Origin of the sequence: Marinobacter sp. C1S70 (assembly GCF_000475355.1) — a bacterium.
Classification (GTDB): domain Bacteria; phylum Pseudomonadota; class Gammaproteobacteria; order Pseudomonadales; family Oleiphilaceae; genus Marinobacter; species Marinobacter nauticus.
Window position 1 is genome coordinate 18183 of record NZ_AXBW01000027.1, and the last position, 18196, is coordinate 36378.

The following is an 18196-nucleotide window of genomic DNA, read 5'->3' on the forward strand; positions in this document are numbered from 1 at the left end:
TGGCCTCCTTACTCACCGGTATCGAACACGCCCCGCAGATCCACTTCCGGATTGCTCCAGGTTCCTGTGACACTGTACGTGGCACTGGTCAGTTTGCTCAACGGGTCGCCCAGAATTTTATCGAGCACGAACAAGGCGCCGCCGATGGGGGCGCTCGCCCCCATCAGTATGGCAGCCAGGGGCAGATTCTGTGTCACGGGTAGTACCAGTACCAGGCGCATATCCAACGTCTCTTCGGCCATGTTGGTATTGCCGCTGAGTTTGAACGCGCCGGACGGACCCACCAGTTGCAGTTCCGGATCCATGGTCACCAGGCCATTTATGATGTTGGCCTTACCGGAAATGGCGTCGAAGGCGACGCCCCGTTCGTACAGATCCGAGAAATCCAGCCGCAACCTGCGCCAGAGCGTATCGGTGTTCAGCAGGTTGAAGACCCGGAACAATTGCGCCGAATTGCTCTGCTCCATGATCATGCCGTCGTCCAGGCGGGCACTGACCGTGCCGCTTATCTTGCTGAGAGCAATGTTATTCGGGCTTCCCGGCCAATCCAGATCCAGTTCAACCGCCGCTTCTTCGTTGGTCATCGGAATGGTGCTGCCAGTCAGCGCCTCCAGATCCTTAAGGGCCCCGCCCTCCAGCTTACCAGTAAACCGGGTGGTTTCCCGGTCGTCCACAATGCTCCAGGTCATATCGCCGGACAACACCAGGGATCCAAGCCGGCCTTCCACCTCCTGTACACGCAACCGATAGGGTTCAGGGCGCAGCTTGAAACGCCAGCTTCCCGCTGACTCGCCATCCAGCCGGAGATCCGAGATTCTGGCATCAATGTCGGGCCAATTTCCCATATCCAGCTCCCTGAACGCCTGCAACTGCTCCTCAAGAGTCAGAAATTCGTTGTCCTGCTCTGCGGCACTGGTCTCCCGTACCAGGCGCAGGGTTGCAAAGTCGGCCTCTACCGTGCCTCCTTCTCTGGGTAACACCACCCTGCCCCGGGCCCGATCCGAGTCGGTATGAACGACCCACCGGTCCTCCAGCTCAAGCGCATCAATGGCGATATTGGTCAGATGGTGAGCGCCCAGATTCAAATGTTCGAAGACCAGCTCGAAGCCCGTCTCCTTGAAACGGAGTTCAGCGTCCAGACGATCCTGCCATTGCGCAGCGATCGCCACGTCTTCGCTCTGGAACGGATCAACCCGGACCGACAGGGGGGTTCGCTCGCGCGCGGTCTTTGCCAGTGGTTTGGGCCAATCCACCTGCAGACCTTCAAGGTCTGAAAACAGGGAAATCACCGGCTCGCTGGCACCGCCTAATTCCAGCTCTGCGGTGTAGACAAGCTCTCCGGAAAGCCCGCGCGCCGCATCGTTGGCCAGGCCAAAGGCCGCCAGGGAGCCTGGCAGCTTCAGACCACCTTGCTGGCGTATCAGCATGGCATCGCCGGCCTCCGCGGTGGAAAAAACGACACTGATCGGTTGATCGAAAAAACGGGCAGTGACCGGTGGCCCGGAAAATCCATCAACACTGTCATAAGTCAGGTCAGCCCGAATATTCTGCCAGTGAAGTCCCGCATCCGGTAATTGGAATCCGGCATTGTCGGTTTTTACCTGCGCCGTAACCCGGGTGTCCTGCCCTTGCGATAGCGGTAGCTCCAGCCCAAGGTCCAGCTCAAATTCCCCCTCATAACGGGCCCGGGTGTTACCGTATCCCAACAATTCCCCTAACGGAGTATTGGTCAGCCACCAGGGTATTCTCTCTGCCGGAACCGTCGACGCGGCATCTACGCGCACCAGCGTGCCAGTTTCCCCATCTCCGGGAAGGACCCGAACACTGGCGTTTTCCAGCTCCAACCCACCGATCTCGCCCCGAGCGAGCGCTACCCGGGTGTCGGCATTCTGGATCTCGACCCGCCCGCTGGCCTGCTCCACAGCGGGCCAGCGCTGGTCGTATCGAATCGTGGCGTTATCGAATTCATACCACATGGAGGAAACAAACGATCCAGACGGCGCGGCGGAATCGATACGGCCGTGGCCATAGTACTGCCCCCGGATACCGGCCTCCGGAATACTGTTGGTAAGCCATTCGTAAAGCCCTTCGCCCACAGCATTCGCCGGCACGAAATCCGCCAGCATATCGGCATTGCCGCCTTCTACGCCGACGCTCAAACCAAGATTGTCCTCCCCGTATCGATCCAGCCGCAGGTCAAAGGCGCCGCTTAACCGGGTATCTGAGCGATAGATAAACTCCAGATCATCGGAGAATACCCTGGTGATCCCTCCTTCCAGGGTCCAGGCGACGGTTCCGGATAGAGAGTCCAGCATCCAGTCAGTGTTGAACAACTGCGGAAAGCCCAGCATGATGGGTTCTGGTGTATCCAGGGTCACCCTGCCGCTGTCTGGATTCATCTGGATAAAGCCATATAGCCCCTCGGCGCGGGGAGCGCCAGACCAGGCCCGCACCCCGAACTCCCGCAATCTGGCACTTAACGAGAACCGGGAGCCCTGCTCTGGCAGAGTAAACAACATATCGTCCAGAAAACCCGCAGGCTGGTAATGCTCCAGCGCCTCGCTGGCGGCATCCGGCAGCAGCTCCAGGGCCTGAACCAATCGCCGCAAAGGCTTGAGCGGCAGTGAGTCTGCCACCAGCTTAAGCTCATCCTGACCGTCTTCGATGCGAACACTGAACGGCAGAACCTGATCGCCGATCCAGTCCCAGCGAAGCTTCTGCAAACGTAGGGCCTCCCCCCGCCGCCAACCGAAGTGAGCCTGAATATCTTCAAGAGGCGCCAGAGATTCACGGTTAACACCTAACTGAAGATAGGGGGTGCGAACCTGGCCCTGAACCTGCTGCAGCTCGCCATCCTCAAAGCTTAGCCAGGCACTGCCCCCCAGATCGAAGCCTTCAACCCGTATGCCTCGCCAGTTCAGATCATCAATCAGGCCGTCGAACAGTCGACCGGAATCCACATCCAGGTAGAGTTGACCGGTAAACTCACCCCTGAAAAACCGCTGTCCTACCAGAGCAAAACTGGCCAGCTGTGTGGTCGTACCGCTCTGCATGGCCCGGCCTGCGGCCTGGAACAAGCCGCCCTGGTAGGACAGATCAAGCTGTGGAATATCCAGAAAACGCAGGTTCTGCCGGCTTGGGCCCAGCGCCAGGCTGACCCGTGTCACCCGGACTTCCGGATTCGACAACCAGCGGCCAGCCAGGCGAATCCACTCCTGGAGTTCCGGCGCACCCGGCTCGGCCAGCTCCGCAATCTCTTCGACCGGATTGATAAACGGATCCTCGGTAGGGCGCACCACCGTTAACGCCAGACCGTCAGCGTCAAAATTGCGGAACACCAGGCGGAAGCGGAACAGGGAGGCAAAAAAATCGAGCCGCAATTCCAGGTGCTCAAGTTCCGCGGCAATGCGGTCTGAATCCGGAGAATTGATGGTGATGTCTTTGGCGGTAATGGAAGGATCCAGCCAATACCATTGGGAGGATAAACGGCCAACAGACACATCCAGGCCTGTGGCTTCGGAGAGCGAAGCCGCCAGTTCATCAGAAAAGCTGTTGATATCAGAGGTGAGCTGGCGACCGACACCAACATAGAGTGCGAATAACACCAGCAGCGTCAGGATGGACCACCAGACCACACTGGCAAAGACCGCCAACCCGCGGGCAACCAGACCGCGCTCATCCTCGGCTGGTTGCGAACTGTCCGGCTCGCGGATCGACATAAGACTCAGCTCCCTGCAACGCCCTGCTGCTCAGGTGTCAGAGCAAAACAACGTCGTACTGTTCCTGGCTGTAGAAAGGCTCAACCTGGAAGCGAATGGTTTTACTGATAAAGGTTTCAAGGTCTGCCACGTTATCTGACTCTTCATCCAGCAGGCGGTCCACCACCTTCTGGGACGCCATCACCAGATAATTTTCGGCTTCATAGGCCCGGTTAACGCGCAGGATTTCCCGGAAGATTTCGTAGCACACGGTTTCGGCGGTTTTCAGGAACCCCCGGCCATCACAGATCGGGCACGGCTCGCACAGAACCTGGCCCAAGCTTTCTGTGGTGCGTTTTCGGGTCATCTCCACCAGGCCCAGCTCGGAAACGCCGGTAATCTTGGTTTTGGCGTGATCCCGTTCCAGCATCTTCTCCAGCATCCGATGCACCTGGCGCTGGTGTTCGGGATCTTCCATGTCGATAAAGTCGATGATGATGATCCCGCCCAGATTCCGCAGCCGAAGCTGACGACTGATCGACCGGGCGGCTTCCAGATTGGTTTTGAAGATGGTCTCTTCCAGATTGCGGTGGCCCACAAAGGCACCGGTGTTGATGTCGATGGTCGTCATCGCTTCGGTCTGATCGATGATCACATAGCCACCGGATTTGAGCTGAACCTTGCGGCTCAGGGCTTTCTGGATTTCATCTTCAACCGAATACAGGTCAAAGATAGGCCGCTCACCGGGGTAGTACTCCACCTTGTCGGCAAACTCAGTGACGAACTCTTTGACAAACTCCATTACCCGCTGATAGCTCTCGCGACTATCAATACGCACTTTTTCAGTTTGCGGTCGGATCAGATCCCGGATGGTGCGAATAAACAACGGCAAATCCTGATAGACCACTGAGGGTGCCGGCGCTTTGGCAATGCGCTCCTGGATCGACTGGCTTAGCCGGTGCAGGTAGGTCATATCAGCAATCAGATCTTCGGCCGAGGCAGCCTCCGCCGCGGTGCGGATGATATAGCCACCCTGCACATCATCATGTTCCGCTGCGCCTTCCTCAATCAGGGATTTCAGCCGCGCGCGCTCATTATCATCTTCAATGCGCTGGGAAATCCCGACATGGCAAACGCCTGGCATGAACACCAGATAACGGGAGGGAATGGAAAGCTGGGTGGTGAGTCGCGCACCCTTGGTACCAATCGGGTCCTTGGTTACCTGCACCACCAGGGACTGCCCCTCCCGCAACAGGGTACGGATATCCGGCACGGTCCGGGGGGCGTCTGACGGTTCGTCGCCAGATGTCTGGCCACTGACGACGTCGGACGCATGAATGAAAGCCGCCCGTTCCAGGCCGATGTCCACGAACGCGGCTTCCATGCCGGGCAGCACCCGAACGACCTTGCCCTTGTAGATGTTGCCGACAATCCCCTTGCGACTGGTGCGCTCGATATAGGCTTCCTGCAACATGCCGTTTTCAACGAGGGCGACCCGGGTTTCCACCGGAGTCACGTTGATCAGGATCTCTTCACTCATGCTTGGCTCTCCTTACTGCATGGCCAGTGGCGCCAGACAGGGTCGCCGGCATCTGCCAATAACTCTGCGGTTTCCTGCAGAGGCAAACCCACCACAGCGCTGTAGCTGCCCTTGAGTTCCCGAACAAAGATACCACCAAGTCCCTGAATTCCGTAGCTTCCCGCTTTGTCCATGGGTTCACCGGTGGCGACGTAAGCGACGATTTCGGCTTCTGAGAGCTCCCGAAAGCTGACATCGGTGACCACCACCAATGACCGACACTTCTGATCCTGGGCCAGAGCGATCGAGGTCATCACCTGATGGGTTCTTCCAGATAACCGGCGCAACATCTCACAAGCCTGCGTATCGGACTCCGGTTTCCCAAGAATCTCTCCGTCTACAACAACAGAGGTGTCAGACCCCAGTACCCGGGCACCCGGAGCCCCACCGGCAACACAAGAGGCTTTCTCCCGGGCCAGGCGCTCAACATAGTGCTGAGCCGCTTCACCCGGTTGCGGAGTCTCGTCTATCTCGGCAGGCGCCACCTGAAAGTCAGCACCGATCTGTCTCAGCAACTCAGCCCGGCGCGGTGATGCCGAGGCCAGAATGAGGCAGCTCATACAGTTATCCCAGTTTACGGTTGATTGTGTCCAGTACGCCACTGACCACAGGCCAGGCCAGAGCGCTCGTCAAGGCTGGCCACAAGTAGCTGAAACCGGCGCTTTCAGCACCCAGTAACTGTTTCACGAAATGTACCAGCATCTGGTTGATGCCCAATAACAGAAACACCATCAGGCACTGCTGAGGCAGCGGATACATCCGCAACCGCTGGTGAATGGTCAGAACCAGAAAGGCGATCAGGGCCATGCCCATGGCATTCACGCCCAGCGGGGTAGACTCGAGAATATCCAGTAACAACCCCAGGCACCAGGCCATCAGAATGCCAAACTGGGCCGGGGCGCGGAAGGTCCAGTAGAAGACAATCAGTCCGAGCCACTCCGGGCGAAACTGAAACCAGTCCACCGGGAACAGGGAGATACTCAGCACCAACGATAACACCACGGTGATGGCGAACAGCGGATAACTGATGACAGACAACATCAGTTTGCCTCCTCGTTATCCGGGGCCGCCTGCCCATTTTCGGGCACCGAGCGCTCTTCCGGCTGAAACACGATCAGCACCAGCCGGCTCTGGTTGAGGCGGGCTTTCGGCGCGGCCTGAATGGTCACAAAAGGCTCCCCCGGCTCTTTGACGATGGAACTGACCTCTGCCACCGGGTAGCCCCGGGGGAATCGCCCGCCAAGACCGGAACTAACCAGCATGTCGCCCTCGCGGATGTCAGCAGTATCCGGTACGTGAACCAGATCCAGCTCATCGGTTTCGCCGTTACCCAGCAAAATCGAACGCAGACCATTACGCACCACCTCAACGGGAACGGCGTGACTGCTGTCGGACACCAGGAGGACACGGGAGGTGAACTGGCTGGTCTGGATCACCTGGCCCATCAGGCCCTCTGCGTCCAGTACCGCCTGACCGGTTGTGACACCATCACTCTCGCCTTTGTTAATGATGATCTCGTGGGAGAACGGATCCGGGGAGACCCCCACCACTTCGCCCACAATGACCCGGTCATCCAGTACTTCAGAAGAATTCAGCAGCCGGCGCAGCTCGTTATTCTCCGACGCCAGAGCCGCGTACTTGAGAGCACGGCGCTCCAGAATCAGCAGGCGGGTTTTGAGCTCTTCGTTCTCCTGCTGCAGATCATCACGGCTAACAAACAGGCCGGAAAACCAGTCAGCAAAGGAATATGGGGCATTGCCAAGCCAGTACACCGGAGCCAGCCCGGTGGCGAGAGTGCTGCGGACGGTGGTGAGCTTGTCAAAACGGGCATCGGCAGCGATTAACGCTGCCGATAACAGAACGACGAGAAACAGCCGGAAACCGGGTACCGGCCCCTGGACGAATATGGTCTTAATGGCTTAGCCCTCCCACGGGGTTACCCCTCCTGGGAGAACATTCCGATGCCACCGCGATCAATCACTTCCAGGGCTTTACCGCCGCCACGGGCTACGCAGGTCAGCGGATCTTCCGCAATAATGACCGGCAGGCCGGTCTCTTCGCTGATGAGCTTGTCCAGGCCCCGCAGCAGCGCACCGCCACCGGTGAGCACAATGCCGCGCTCAGCGATGTCGGAGGCCAGTTCGGGCGGAGACTGCTCCAGGGCGCTCTTCACGGTCTGGACGATCTGGGCCAGGGATTCCTGCAGCGCGTCGAGAATTTCTTCGCTGTTCAGAGTGAAGGCCCGGGGCACACCTTCAGCCAGGTTGCGACCACGAACGTCGATTTCGCGCACTTCCAGGCCTTCATAGGCACAGCCGATTTCATGCTTGATACGCTCGGCTGTGGAATCGCCGATCAGGCTGCCGTAGTTGCGACGGACGTAGGTAACGATGGCTTCGTCGAACTTGTCGCCACCAACCCGGACGGATTCGGCATACACGATGCCATTCAGGGAGATAATGGCGATCTCGGTGGTACCGCCACCGATGTCGACAATCATGGAGCCGCTGGCTTCTTCCACCGGCAGGCCGGCACCAATGGCGGCCGCCATGGGTTCTTCGATCAGGAACACCTCGCGGGCGCCTGCACCCAGGGCCGATTCGCGGATGGCCTTGCGCTCTACCTGGGTAGATTTGCTGGGCACACACACGAGTACGCGGGGGCTCGGGGTAATGAAACTGTTTTCGTGCACTTTGTGAATAAAGTGCTGGAGCATTTTTTCGGTCACGACGAAGTCGGCGATCACACCATCTTTCATGGGACGGATGGCGGTAATATTGCCCGGGGTGCGGCCCAACATGCGTTTGGCTTCGGACCCGACGGCAGCGACCATTTTCTGGGAGTTATTGGTGCGGATGGCCACGACAGAGGGTTCGTTAAGTACAATGCCGCGTTCGCGCACGTAGATAAGGGTGTTGGCGGTGCCCAGGTCGATGGACAGGTCGCTTGAGAATAAGCCTCGGAGTCTTTTGATTAACATTCGTGTTGTTTCAACCTGAGAGTTGCGGTTGCAGAAAAGAATGCGGCAACTTTAGCAGTGAGCACCTACTCAGGCAAGGCGCCATCGGGGCTTCGGGGCTTACCATTCTCACATTTTATGGCTTTAGACGGGGCCAATGTTGCGCGCGGTTCTGCTAATATGTCGGGCTTTGTTGTCGCCAGGATTCCGCGCGCAGTTAACCGTGGAGCATGGCTGCTTGTGAGGATGGCTTTCCAAAACACGCTCCTTCGGCACATCCCTGTGTCGCTTGAGCTCCGCCATCCATGGCTTCGCACAGTTTTGGAAAGCCATCCTCACAAGCATCCCCATACGCTATTCCTGGCTTCTAACCTGACATTAAATTGTTTTCACACACGCTTTTTGGAGGCAACGTGAGCATTTCCCGCGAGGACATCGAGAAAGTTGCCGTGCTCGCCCGCATCAAAGTGGACGGCGAGCAGGTTTCGGCTCTGGAAAAGGATCTGGGCAATATTCTGGATCTGGTGGATCAGTTGAGTGCCGCAGATACCGATTCGGTGGAGCCCATGGCCCATCCGCTGGATGCGGTGCAGAAGCTGCGGCCGGATGTGGTTACCGAAACCAATCAGCGGGAGGCGTTCCAGGCGATTGCGCCGGCTACCGAGGATGGGTTGTATCTGGTGCCCAGGGTTATTGAGTGATTTGGTCGTCCATCAGAGATTTCGGGATTTATCATGCATAACAAGTCTGTAGCAGAACTTTCCAGAGAGCTGGAGAGTGGCAGGATTTCGAGCGTGGAGCTGACGCAGCAGTTCCTGGACCGTCTGAAGACAGAAGACGGCAAGTACAACAGCTTTATTACCATCTCCGATGAGCAGGCATTGGCCGAGGCCAGGGCTGCAGACGAGATGCGGGCGGCGGGTAAGGCCACGGTGTGGACCGGGGTGCCCTTTGCTCACAAGGATATCTTCTGCACCAGCGGCATTCGCACCAGTTGCGGGTCGAAAATGCTGGATAATTTTGTACCTCCCTACGACGCGACCGTGACGGCTAACTTCAAGGCGGCTGGCGCAGTGTGCCTGGGCAAGACCAACATGGACGAGTTCGCCATGGGCTCGTCTAACGAGTCCAGTTTTTATGGCGCCGTGACCAACCCCTGGGGCCTGTCCGGTGGTGACAAGCGGGTACCGGGTGGTTCATCCGGTGGTTCTGCGGCTGCGGTAGCGGCACGACTGGTGCCGGCGGCGACGGGCACGGATACCGGTGGCTCAATCCGTCAGCCGGCGGCATTGTGCGGCATCACTGGTTTGAAGCCGACCTATGGCCGGGTATCCCGGTACGGGATGATTGCCTTTGCCTCTTCCCTGGATCAGGGCGGGCCGATGGCGCGCACGGCAGAAGATGCCGCGCTGATGTTGAATGTGATGGCGGGGCACGATCCGAGGGACTCCACCTGCATTGACCGGGAAGTACCGGATTACACGACCACCCTGAACGAGCCGCTGAAGGGCCTGAAGATTGGCCTGCCGAAGGAATACTTCAGTGACCAGCTGGCTCCGGCTATGGAAGAGCAGGTTCGTAACGCGATTCGCGAGTATGAAAAGCTGGGCGCGACGGTAAAAGAGGTGTCGTTGCCCAACGCCAAGCTGGCCATCGCAGCGTATTACGTGATCGCCCCCGCTGAGGCGTCCGCCAACCTGTCCAGGTTTGACGGTGTTCGTTACGGCTACCGCTGCGAAGACCCGAAAGATCTGATGGATATGTACACCCGCAGCCGGGCGGAAGGTTTCGGTAACGAGGTGAAGCGCCGGATTCTGGTGGGCTCCTACGCCCTCTCCGCCGGTTATTTCGATGCCTATTACCTGAAGGCCCAGAAGGTTCGCCGGCTGATCCAACAGGATTTCATCAACGCGTTCAAGGAAGTAGACGTGCTGATGAGCCCGGTGTCGCCGACGCCTGCGTTCAGGCAGGGCGAGAAGAACACCGATCCCGTATCCATGTACCTGGAAGACGTGTTCACCATCGCCATTAACCTGGCGGGCATTCCGGCCATGTCGGTGCCGGCCGGGTTTGTCGACGGCTTGCCGGTGGGACTGCAGATCATCGGGGATTACTTCTCCGAAGCGCGCCTGCTGAACGCCGCCCATCAGTTCCAGCAGGTGACCGACTGGCACCAGCGTGAACCTCAATAAGCCCGGATTAGGAGACGAACACATGCAGTGGGATATCGTGATCGGGCTGGAAATTCACGTTCAGCTCGCCACCCATACCAAGATTTTCTCCGGCTCCAGCACCGCTTACGGTGCCGAGCCCAACACCCAGGCCAACGCGGTTGACCTGGCGATGCCCGGCACCCTGCCGGTACCCAACGAACAGGCGTTCCGCTACGCGGTGATGTTCGGCCTGGCCACCAACGCAGAAATCGGCCGTCGCTCGGTGTTCGAGCGCAAGAACTACTTCTACCCGGACCTGCCCAAGGGCTACCAGACCACCCAGCTGGCCCAGCCCATCGTTGGCCCCGGCTACGTCGACATCGACCTGGCCGATGGCAGCACCAAGCGCGTGCGCATTCACCACGCCCACCTGGAAGAGGACGCCGGTAAATCCCTGCACGAGGATTATCATGGCATGACCGGCATCGACCTGAACCGCGCCGGCACCCCGCTGATCGAGGTGGTGACCGAGCCGGATATGACCAGCGCCGAGGAAGCCGTGGCTTTTGCCAAAAAGCTGCACAGCATCGTCACTTCACTGGGCATCTGCGACGGCGATATGTCCCAGGGTTCCATGCGCTTTGACGTCAACATCTCTCTGAAGCCAAAAGGCTCCGACACCCTGGGCACCCGCACCGAGACCAAGAACCTGAACTCGTTCCGGTTCATGGAACAGGCCATCGCCCACGAGGTGGAGCGGCAGATGGATATCCTGGAAGACGGCGGCGTGATTGTGCAGGAAACCCGCCTGTACAACGGTGACCGGGACGAGTCCCGCTCGATGCGCACCAAGGAAGAAGCCAACGACTATCGCTACTTCCCCTGCCCGGACCTGCTGCCGGTGGAAATCGACGATGCCTTCATCGAAGACGCCCGCAGCCGCCTGCCGGAACTGCCGGACGCTCGCAGGGCGCGTTTCAAGGAGCAATACGGCCTGAACGACTATGACGCCGGCATCCTGTCTGCCGACGCCAAACTGGCTGCATTCTTCGAAGAAACCGTGGAACACGGCAAAGATGCCAAGCTGGCCGCCAACTGGATTCAGGGCGAGTTCTCCGCTCGCCTGAATGCGGAGGAGAAGTCCGTCGCCGAGGCGCCGATTACCGGCGCACAACTGGGCGCCATGGTGACCCGCATCGCCGATAACACACTGTCTTCCGCCGGTGCCAAGAAAGTGTTCGAGGCGCTATGGACGGGCGAAAACAACGATGTCGATGCCATTATCGAAGCCAAGGGCCTGAAGCAGGTGTCGGATACCGGCGCTCTGGAAACCATGGTGGATGAGGTGCTGGCCGGCATGCCGGATCAGGTGGCTCAATACCAGAACGAGGAAGATCCGAAGAAGCGCAAGAAGATGCTTGGCGGCTTCATGGGCCCTCTGATGAAGGCTTCCAAGGGCCAGGGTAATCCCAAGCTGTTCAATGAGATTCTCGTTCGCAAGCTGGACGGCTAGACCTCTAACCAGGTTGGGGCCCGCTATCTGGGCCCTAGCCTGCCGATTTTGGTGCGGGCAGGATTTGGGCTTCCTTCCCAAAAACCGCTACAAGCACTTCCATGTGCGCTTCTCTCCGGCCATCCATGGCCTCCGAAATTTTTGGGAAGGAAGCCCAAACCCTGCCGATCAAACGTGTTTGCAGCACGCTCGGAAAAACAATGCTCAAAGGGCCCCGCAACATCAAGTCAGTACGAAGGCTTGCGAGACGTTGATGAGCCACAGCGGGAGACGCCTCCCAAAAATTTGTGGAGCCAGGGATGGCGGAACAGAAGCGTCACACGGATGTGCCGAAGGAGCGTTTTTTGGGATGCGTCTCCCGCTGTGGCTAACTCCAGACTCAGAAGGCTGGGCGAAGGAGAACACCAACATTAAGAAGCGAGCCGCCGAAACACCCGTTCAAACTGCGCAATATTTTGCTGGATGTAATCAATAAAGGCCTGCATGGCCGGCGTCGGATGCCGGGCCTGAGGGTAGACCACACACCAGCTACGGCGCAAGGGGAACCCGGTTATGTTGAGGGCATGAAGCGAGCCCAGCGCCAGCTCTGAAACGACACTGAGCTTCGGCACCACCGCCACTCCGAGCCCCGCCAATACCGCGTGTTTTACCGCATCGTTCGAACCCAGTTCCATGGTGGATTCCATTTTCAAACGGTGCTGCTGGCAATAAACCTCCAGCGCCAGACGACTGCCGGAACCGGGCTCACGGGTCAGAAGCTGGTTCTTCAGAAACTCCCCGGCACTGATAGACTGCAGATTTAGCAGTGGGTGGCCATCAGGAACAATCGGAATCAACTCGTTATCCAGAAAGGGAAACGAGGTCAGCGGCCGGTCTGGAGGAACCATCCCCATAATGACCAGATCGCCGCTGTTATCGCTCAGCCGTTCCAGGGCAGCCGCCCGGTTGACCACTGCGACCGAAACATTCACTTGCGGGTTAATCTGCAGAAACGACCGCAAAAGATAAGGCACCACATACTGCGCGGTATTGACCGCCACCAGCTTGAGATCCCCCGCCACGCGACCTTCCAGCGCCGCCATCCGGTTCTGCATGTCCGTCAACTCGCGAAACACCGAGCCTACGCAAGCTGCCATCTCCTCGCCAGCGGCGGTGCAATACAGCTTCCTGCCCACGTACTCAAACATAGGCATCCCAACTGCCTGCTCCAGATGACGCATCTGGCTGGATACGGCGGGCTGGGTCAGTCCAAGCAGATCACCGGCCTTGCTGTAGCTTTTCAGATCGTAAACGGCCTTGAACACCTGCAGCTGCCGAAATGTAAGGCGGCTAGCCAGTTTCTGGACACTTAATGGCACAGGTTCTCCCGACTCACCTATTCATAAGTCATTACTTATATATAACCCAAATAATATCAATTTTAACTCATCAGTTGCCATCGTTAGGCTTTTAACACCTTCATTCGGGACGACGAAACGAGGAATCGCCCATGTTGAAGAAAGTACTGATCGCCAACCGAGGCGAAATTGCGGTGCGTATCGTGCGGGCCTGCGCCGAGGCCGGGATCCGGTCTGTGGCGATCTACACCGAGCCCGATCGCTACGGCTTGCACGTCAAGCGCGCTGATGAAGCCTACTCCCTGGGCGAGGATCCGATTGCCGGCTACCTGGATCCCGCCCGCATCGTCAATCTCGCCCTGGAGGTGGGCTGCGATGCCATCCATCCTGGTTATGGCTTCCTGTCGGAGAACGCCCGCTTCGCTCAGCTGTGCGAAGAAAAGGGTCTGACCTTTATTGGCCCGAAATCCGACGTTATTCACAAGATGGGTGACAAGACCCAGGCCCGCGACAGCATGCGGGCGGCCGGCGTGCCCATTACTCCCGGCTCCGAGGGCAATCTGGCCGATCTGGATGAGGCCCTGAAGCTGGCTAATGAGATTGGCTATCCGGTGATGCTGAAGGCCACCTCCGGCGGTGGCGGCCGGGGGATTCGCCGTTGCGATACACCGGAGGAGCTTAGAACCCAGTACCCACGGGTGATTTCGGAGGCCACCAAGGCTTTCGGCTCGGCCGAGGTGTTCATGGAAAAATGCATCGTCAATCCGCGCCATATCGAGGTGCAGATTCTAGCGGATAGCCGGGGCAACGCCATTCACCTGTATGAGCGCGATTGTTCCATTCAGCGTCGTAACCAGAAACTGATTGAGATCGCCCCCAGCCCGCAACTGACACCGGAACAGCGCCAGTACATCGGCAGCCTCGCCGTCAAGGCCGCAAAAGCAGTGGGCTACGAGAATGCCGGCACGGTGGAGTTTCTACTCTCGGGCAACGAGGTGTACTTCATGGAGATGAACACCCGGGTGCAGGTGGAGCACACCATCACCGAAGCCATTACCGGGGTGGATATTGTCCGGGAACAGTTGCGGGTCGCCGCGGGGGAATCCCTCAGCTACCGGCAGGAGGATATTTCGTACCGGGGCTATGCGCTGCAGTTCCGCATCAACGCCGAAGATCCCAAAAACGACTTCTTGCCCAGTTTCGGGCGCATTACCCACTACTACGCCCCCGGTGGCCCAGGTGTTCGAGTGGACACCGCCATCTACACGGGCTACGAGATTCCGCCCTACTACGACTCCATGTGCCTGAAACTGGTGGTCTGGGCACTGACCTGGGATGAAGTTATCGCGCGCGGCAAGCGGGCTCTGGATGACATGCGCCTGCATGGCATCACCACAACCGCCAACTATTACCAGCAAATACTGGATCATCCGGATTTCCAGGCTGGCGTGTTTGACACCAGTTTCGTGCCCAGCCATCCGGAGCTGTTGAACTATTCCACCAAACGCCACCCCAGCGAAATTGCGCTGGCCATCGCAGCCACGATCGCGGCCCACGCCGGCTGGTAATCCACAGGAGGATTGAATATGAGCAACGCCAAAAAAATTGAAGTTACCGATCTTATCCTTCGTGATGCCCACCAGTCCCTGATTGCGACCCGCATGCGCACCGAAGACATGCTGCCGATCTGTGACAAGTTGGACCAGGTGGGTTACTGGTCCCTGGAGGTCTGGGGCGGCGCCACTTTCGACGCCTGCGTGCGCTTTCTGAAAGAGGACCCCTGGGAACGCCTGCGCCAGTTGCGCAAGGCGCTGCCCAACACCCGCCTGCAAATGCTGCTGCGGGGGCAGAACCTGCTGGGTTACCGTCACTACGCTGACGATGTGGTGGAAGCGTTCGTGCAAAAAGCCGCCGACAACGGCATTGATGTGTTCCGCATCTTTGATGCCCTGAACGATCTGCGCAATCTGGAAACCGCCATGAAAGCGGTGAAGAAGGCGGGCAAGCACGCTCAGGGTACCATTTGCTATACCACCAGCCCGGTGCATACACCCGAGCTTTTCGTGAAGCAGGCCCAGGAACTCAAGGCCATGGGCGCCGACTCCATTGCCATCAAGGACATGGCCGGGCTGCTAACTCCTTACGCCACCTACGAGTTGACCAAAGCCATTAAATCGTCCGTGGATCTGCCTCTGGTCATCCATAGCCACGCCACCGCCGGCCTGGCCGCCATGTGCCAACTGAAAGCGGTGGAAGCCGGCGCAGACCGTATCGACACCGCCATTTCCGCCTTTGCCAACGGCACCAGCCATCCTGCAACAGAATCCCAGGTGGCCGCCCTGAAGGGCACGGACTATGACACCGGGCTGGATCTGGAGCTGTTAAGCGAGATTGCCGACTACTTCCGGGAAGTGCGCAAGAAGTACCACCAGTTTGAAAGCGAATTTACCCGCGAGGACATTTCGGTACAGATCAATCAGGTGCCGGGCGGCATGATGTCCAACCTGGCCAACCAGCTCAAAGAGCAGAACGCCCTGGACCGCATACGCGAGGTCTTCGACGAGATTCCCCGTGTGCGCAAGGATCTGGGCTACCCGCCACTGGTCACCCCCACCTCCCAGATTGTGGGGACCCAGGCGGTCTATAACGTGCTGGCTGGTCAACGCTACAAGACCATCACCAACGAAGTGAAACGCTACCTTCAGGGAGGTTACGGCCAGCCACCTGCCGAGGTGAACGCCGAAATCCAGAAAAAGGCTATCGGCAACGAAACCGTCAATGACGGTCGCCCCGCCGACCTGCTTAGCCCGGAACTGAACAAGCTGCGAGAAGACATTGGCAGCCTGGCCACCAGCGAGGAAGACGTGCTGACTTACGCCATGTTTCCGGATCTTGGCCGGGAATATCTGCAACAACGGCAGGATGGCACACTGAAGCCCGAAGAGTTGCTACCGGCCGAGCACAAGGGCCGGGACCGCCTGGGCACCGCCATCGCCACCGAGTTCCGCATTGACGTACACGGCGAAAGCTACGAAGTGGCCGTTACCGGTGTTGGCGGCTCAGGACCGGGCAAGCGCAAGCTCTATCTGTCTCTGGACGGCATGCCCCAGGAAGTGGTGTTTGAATCCCTGAACGAATACGAAGCCGGCGCCGGCAGCGGTCGGAAACAGGCCACCGATCCCGGCCACGTCACCACGACCATGCCGGGCAATGTGGTGGACGTGCTGGTTAAGGAAGGTGACACCGTAAAAGCTGGCCAGGCGGTGCTGATTACCGAGGCCATGAAAATGGAAACCGAGGTACATACAAGTGTTGATGGCACGGTGAAAGGTGTGTATATCGCCAAAGGCGATCGGGTCACGCCAGGCGAAGTGCTGATCGAAATCGCCTGACCCCAAACGCAAGCGGGGCAACCGATTGGCTGCCCCGCTTCGCCGACGCATTGATCAGGTCAAACCAGAACCGCCCAGAGATCATGCTCGTCGGCATGCTCAACCACGGCCTGAACGATCTGACCGGGAACGAGTTCGGTTTCATCGTTCAGGTAGACCATGCCATCAATCTCTGGCGCATCGGCCTTCGAGCGACCGATCGCACCCTCTTCATCAACTTCATCAATCAACACATCAATGGTACGACCGATTTTCGCCTGAAGACGCGCCGCTGAGATTTCTGCTTGCTTGGCCATAAAGCGAGCGAGGCGTTTCTCCTTCACCTCCTCGGGGACCGCACCTTCGAGCTCGTTCGCCGGCGCCCCTTCCACCGCGCTGTAAGTGAAGGCACCCACTCGATCCAGCTGAGCCTCGTCCAGCCAGTCCAGCAGGTACTGGAAATCTTCCTCGGTTTCCCCCGGGAAACCCACGATGAAGGTGGAACGAATAGTCAGTTCCGGGCAGATTTCCCGCCACTTCCTGATGCGCTCCAGGGTCTTGCTGTCATGGGCCGGGCGCTTCATGGCTTTGAGTACTCCAGGACTGGCGTGCTGGAACGGGATGTCCAGGTACGGCAGGATCTTGCCTTCGGCCATCAGCGGAATGATGTCGTCCACATGGGGATAGGGATAGACATAGTGCAACCGAACCCACACGCCCATCTCACCCAGCGCTTCACACAACGCCTGCATTTTGGTCTTTACCGGGCGCCCCTGCCAGAAACCGGTGCGGTATTTGATGTCGACGCCGTAGGCGGAGGTGTCCTGGGAAATCACCAGAATCTCTTTCACCCCCGCATCCACCAACCGTTTGGCCTCGTCCATCACGTCGCCAATCGGGCGACTGACAAGGTCACCCCGCATTGAGGGAATGATGCAGAAGGTGCAACGGTGGTTACAGCCTTCCGAGATTTTCAGGTAGGCATAGTGGCGGGGCGTCAGCTTGACGCCCTGGGGCGGCACCAGGTCCACAAACGGGTCATGCTCTTTCCTGGGCGGCACATACTGGTGGACGGCGCCGACCACTTCTTCGTAGGCATGAGGACCGGACACTGCGAGCACGCCCGGATGGGTTTCACGGATCCGGTCGGCCTCAACCCCCATGCAACCGGTGACGATGACCTTGCCATTCTCACTGATTGCCTCACCAATGGCGTCCAGGGATTCCTGCTTGGCGGCATCTATAAAACCACAGGTGTTCACCACCACAATATCGGCGTCGTCGTAGGTGGGCACCACATCGTAGCCGTCCAGGCGCAACTGGGTCAGGATACGTTCAGAATCTACCAGCGCCTTCGGGCAACCAAGGCTGATAAAGCCTACTTTTCCGCTCTGGGGCGCGTTTTGCGTTTTCTCGGTCATAAAAGCCTGCAGGATGTCCGGAGCCATGCTCCCGATGAGTGTAGCGGGCAATTTTACCTCACGACCGGAAGAACTGCAGCAGTAGCACCACCTACTCCGCCACCACAAATCCGCTGACGCAGATCAACTTACCGACTAAAACTGTCCTGAATCAGTGACTTCGCT

Annotated in this window: 13 protein-coding genes; 5 read left to right on the forward strand and 8 right to left on the reverse strand. The window is 58.5% G+C overall.

Going from position 1 to position 18196, the window contains the following annotated elements; all coding sequences use genetic code 11:
- Positions 1-8: 8 nt before the first annotated feature.
- From Q669_RS09075 to Q669_RS09100, 6 genes are read right to left on the reverse strand one after another with little or no spacing between them, the layout of a single operon-like run.
- A complete protein-coding gene (locus tag Q669_RS09075; protein ID WP_022992015.1) occupies positions 9-3719 on the reverse strand; it encodes a YhdP family protein in 3711 nt (1236 codons plus the stop codon).
- A gap of 37 nt (positions 3720-3756) precedes the next feature.
- Entirely contained in the window at positions 3757-5238 is a 1482-nt protein-coding gene (rng, locus tag Q669_RS09080; RefSeq protein WP_022992016.1) for a ribonuclease G, read from the reverse strand.
- Positions 5235-5837, reverse strand: a complete 603-nt coding sequence (locus tag Q669_RS09085) for a Maf family protein (protein ID WP_022992017.1) — start codon at positions 5835-5837, stop codon at positions 5235-5237. The genes rng and Q669_RS09085 overlap by 4 nt, the downstream gene beginning before the upstream one ends.
- Before the next feature lie 4 nt (positions 5838-5841).
- Complete coding sequence (gene mreD / locus Q669_RS09090; RefSeq protein ID WP_011786171.1) at positions 5842-6318, reverse strand: rod shape-determining protein MreD; 477 nt, start codon at positions 6316-6318, stop codon at positions 5842-5844.
- A complete protein-coding gene (gene mreC, locus Q669_RS09095; protein ID WP_081432089.1) occupies positions 6318-7184 on the reverse strand; it encodes a rod shape-determining protein MreC in 867 nt (288 codons plus the stop codon). Before mreC ends, mreD begins: the two co-directional genes overlap by 1 nt.
- 29 nt (positions 7185-7213) lie before the next feature.
- Positions 7214-8257, reverse strand: a complete 1044-nt coding sequence (locus Q669_RS09100) for a rod shape-determining protein (protein WP_011786173.1) — start codon at positions 8255-8257, stop codon at positions 7214-7216.
- 392 nt (positions 8258-8649) lie between these two features.
- Here Q669_RS09100 and gatC point away from each other — a divergent pair, with 392 nt between their 5' ends.
- The 3 genes from gatC to gatB are packed head-to-tail and all read left to right on the forward strand — an operon-like array spanning position 8650 to position 11902.
- Entirely contained in the window at positions 8650-8937 is a 288-nt protein-coding gene (gatC, locus tag Q669_RS09110) for an Asp-tRNA(Asn)/Glu-tRNA(Gln) amidotransferase subunit GatC (protein WP_014422114.1), read from the forward strand.
- 33 nt (positions 8938-8970) lie between these two features.
- Positions 8971-10428, forward strand: a complete 1458-nt coding sequence (gene gatA, locus Q669_RS09115; RefSeq protein ID WP_036149289.1) for an Asp-tRNA(Asn)/Glu-tRNA(Gln) amidotransferase subunit GatA — start codon at positions 8971-8973, stop codon at positions 10426-10428.
- 22 nt (positions 10429-10450) lie between these two features.
- The gene (gene gatB / locus Q669_RS09120; protein WP_022992020.1) at positions 10451-11902 is read left to right on the forward strand and encodes an Asp-tRNA(Asn)/Glu-tRNA(Gln) amidotransferase subunit GatB; all 1452 of its coding nucleotides are present in this window, start codon (positions 10451-10453) and stop codon (positions 11900-11902) included.
- Positions 11903-12312: 410 nt separating this feature from the next.
- Here the strand turns inward: gatB and Q669_RS09125 are convergent, their stop codons facing one another.
- Positions 12313-13260, reverse strand: a complete 948-nt coding sequence (locus Q669_RS09125; RefSeq protein WP_022992021.1) for a LysR family transcriptional regulator — start codon at positions 13258-13260, stop codon at positions 12313-12315.
- Between the two features lie 131 nt (positions 13261-13391).
- Between Q669_RS09125 and Q669_RS09130 the strand changes: the two genes are divergently transcribed.
- Together Q669_RS09130 and oadA are read left to right on the forward strand one after the other, a co-directional pair.
- Positions 13392-14807, forward strand: a complete 1416-nt coding sequence (locus Q669_RS09130; RefSeq protein WP_014422118.1) for an acetyl-CoA carboxylase biotin carboxylase subunit — start codon at positions 13392-13394, stop codon at positions 14805-14807.
- An 18-nt stretch (positions 14808-14825) separates the two neighbouring features.
- Entirely contained in the window at positions 14826-16631 is a 1806-nt protein-coding gene (gene oadA, locus Q669_RS09135) for a sodium-extruding oxaloacetate decarboxylase subunit alpha (protein WP_022992022.1), read from the forward strand.
- A 59-nt stretch (positions 16632-16690) separates the two neighbouring features.
- Here oadA and rimO read toward each other — a convergent pair whose 3' ends face one another.
- Positions 16691-18031 carry a 30S ribosomal protein S12 methylthiotransferase RimO gene (gene rimO / locus Q669_RS09140; RefSeq protein WP_036149294.1) on the reverse strand — a complete coding sequence of 447 codons (1341 nt, stop codon included), beginning with the start codon at positions 18029-18031 and terminating at the stop codon, positions 16691-16693.
- Positions 18032-18196: the final 165 nt, after the last annotated feature.

What these genes read in the sequence shown, in the direction of transcription:
- mreD (WP_011786171.1), bottom strand. Translation starts at nt 6,318, where the DNA reads ATGTTGTCTGTCATCAGTTATCCGCTGTTCGCCATCACCGTGGTGTTA.
- Q669_RS09075 (WP_022992015.1), bottom strand. Translation starts at nt 3,719, where the DNA reads ATGTCGATCCGCGAGCCGGACAGTTCGCAACCAGCCGAGGATGAGCGC.
- gatB (WP_022992020.1), top strand. Translation starts at nt 10,451, where the DNA reads ATGCAGTGGGATATCGTGATCGGGCTGGAAATTCACGTTCAGCTCGCC.
- rimO (WP_036149294.1), bottom strand. Translation starts at nt 18,031, where the DNA reads ATGACCGAGAAAACGCAAAACGCGCCCCAGAGCGGAAAAGTAGGCTTT.
- Q669_RS09130 (WP_014422118.1), top strand. Translation starts at nt 13,392, where the DNA reads ATGTTGAAGAAAGTACTGATCGCCAACCGAGGCGAAATTGCGGTGCGT.
- rng (WP_022992016.1), bottom strand. Translation starts at nt 5,238, where the DNA reads ATGAGTGAAGAGATCCTGATCAACGTGACTCCGGTGGAAACCCGGGTC.
- gatA (WP_036149289.1), top strand. Translation starts at nt 8,971, where the DNA reads ATGCATAACAAGTCTGTAGCAGAACTTTCCAGAGAGCTGGAGAGTGGC.
- oadA (WP_022992022.1), top strand. Translation starts at nt 14,826, where the DNA reads ATGAGCAACGCCAAAAAAATTGAAGTTACCGATCTTATCCTTCGTGAT.
- Q669_RS09085 (WP_022992017.1), bottom strand. Translation starts at nt 5,837, where the DNA reads ATGAGCTGCCTCATTCTGGCCTCGGCATCACCGCGCCGGGCTGAGTTG.
- Q669_RS09100 (WP_011786173.1), bottom strand. Translation starts at nt 8,257, where the DNA reads ATGTTAATCAAAAGACTCCGAGGCTTATTCTCAAGCGACCTGTCCATC.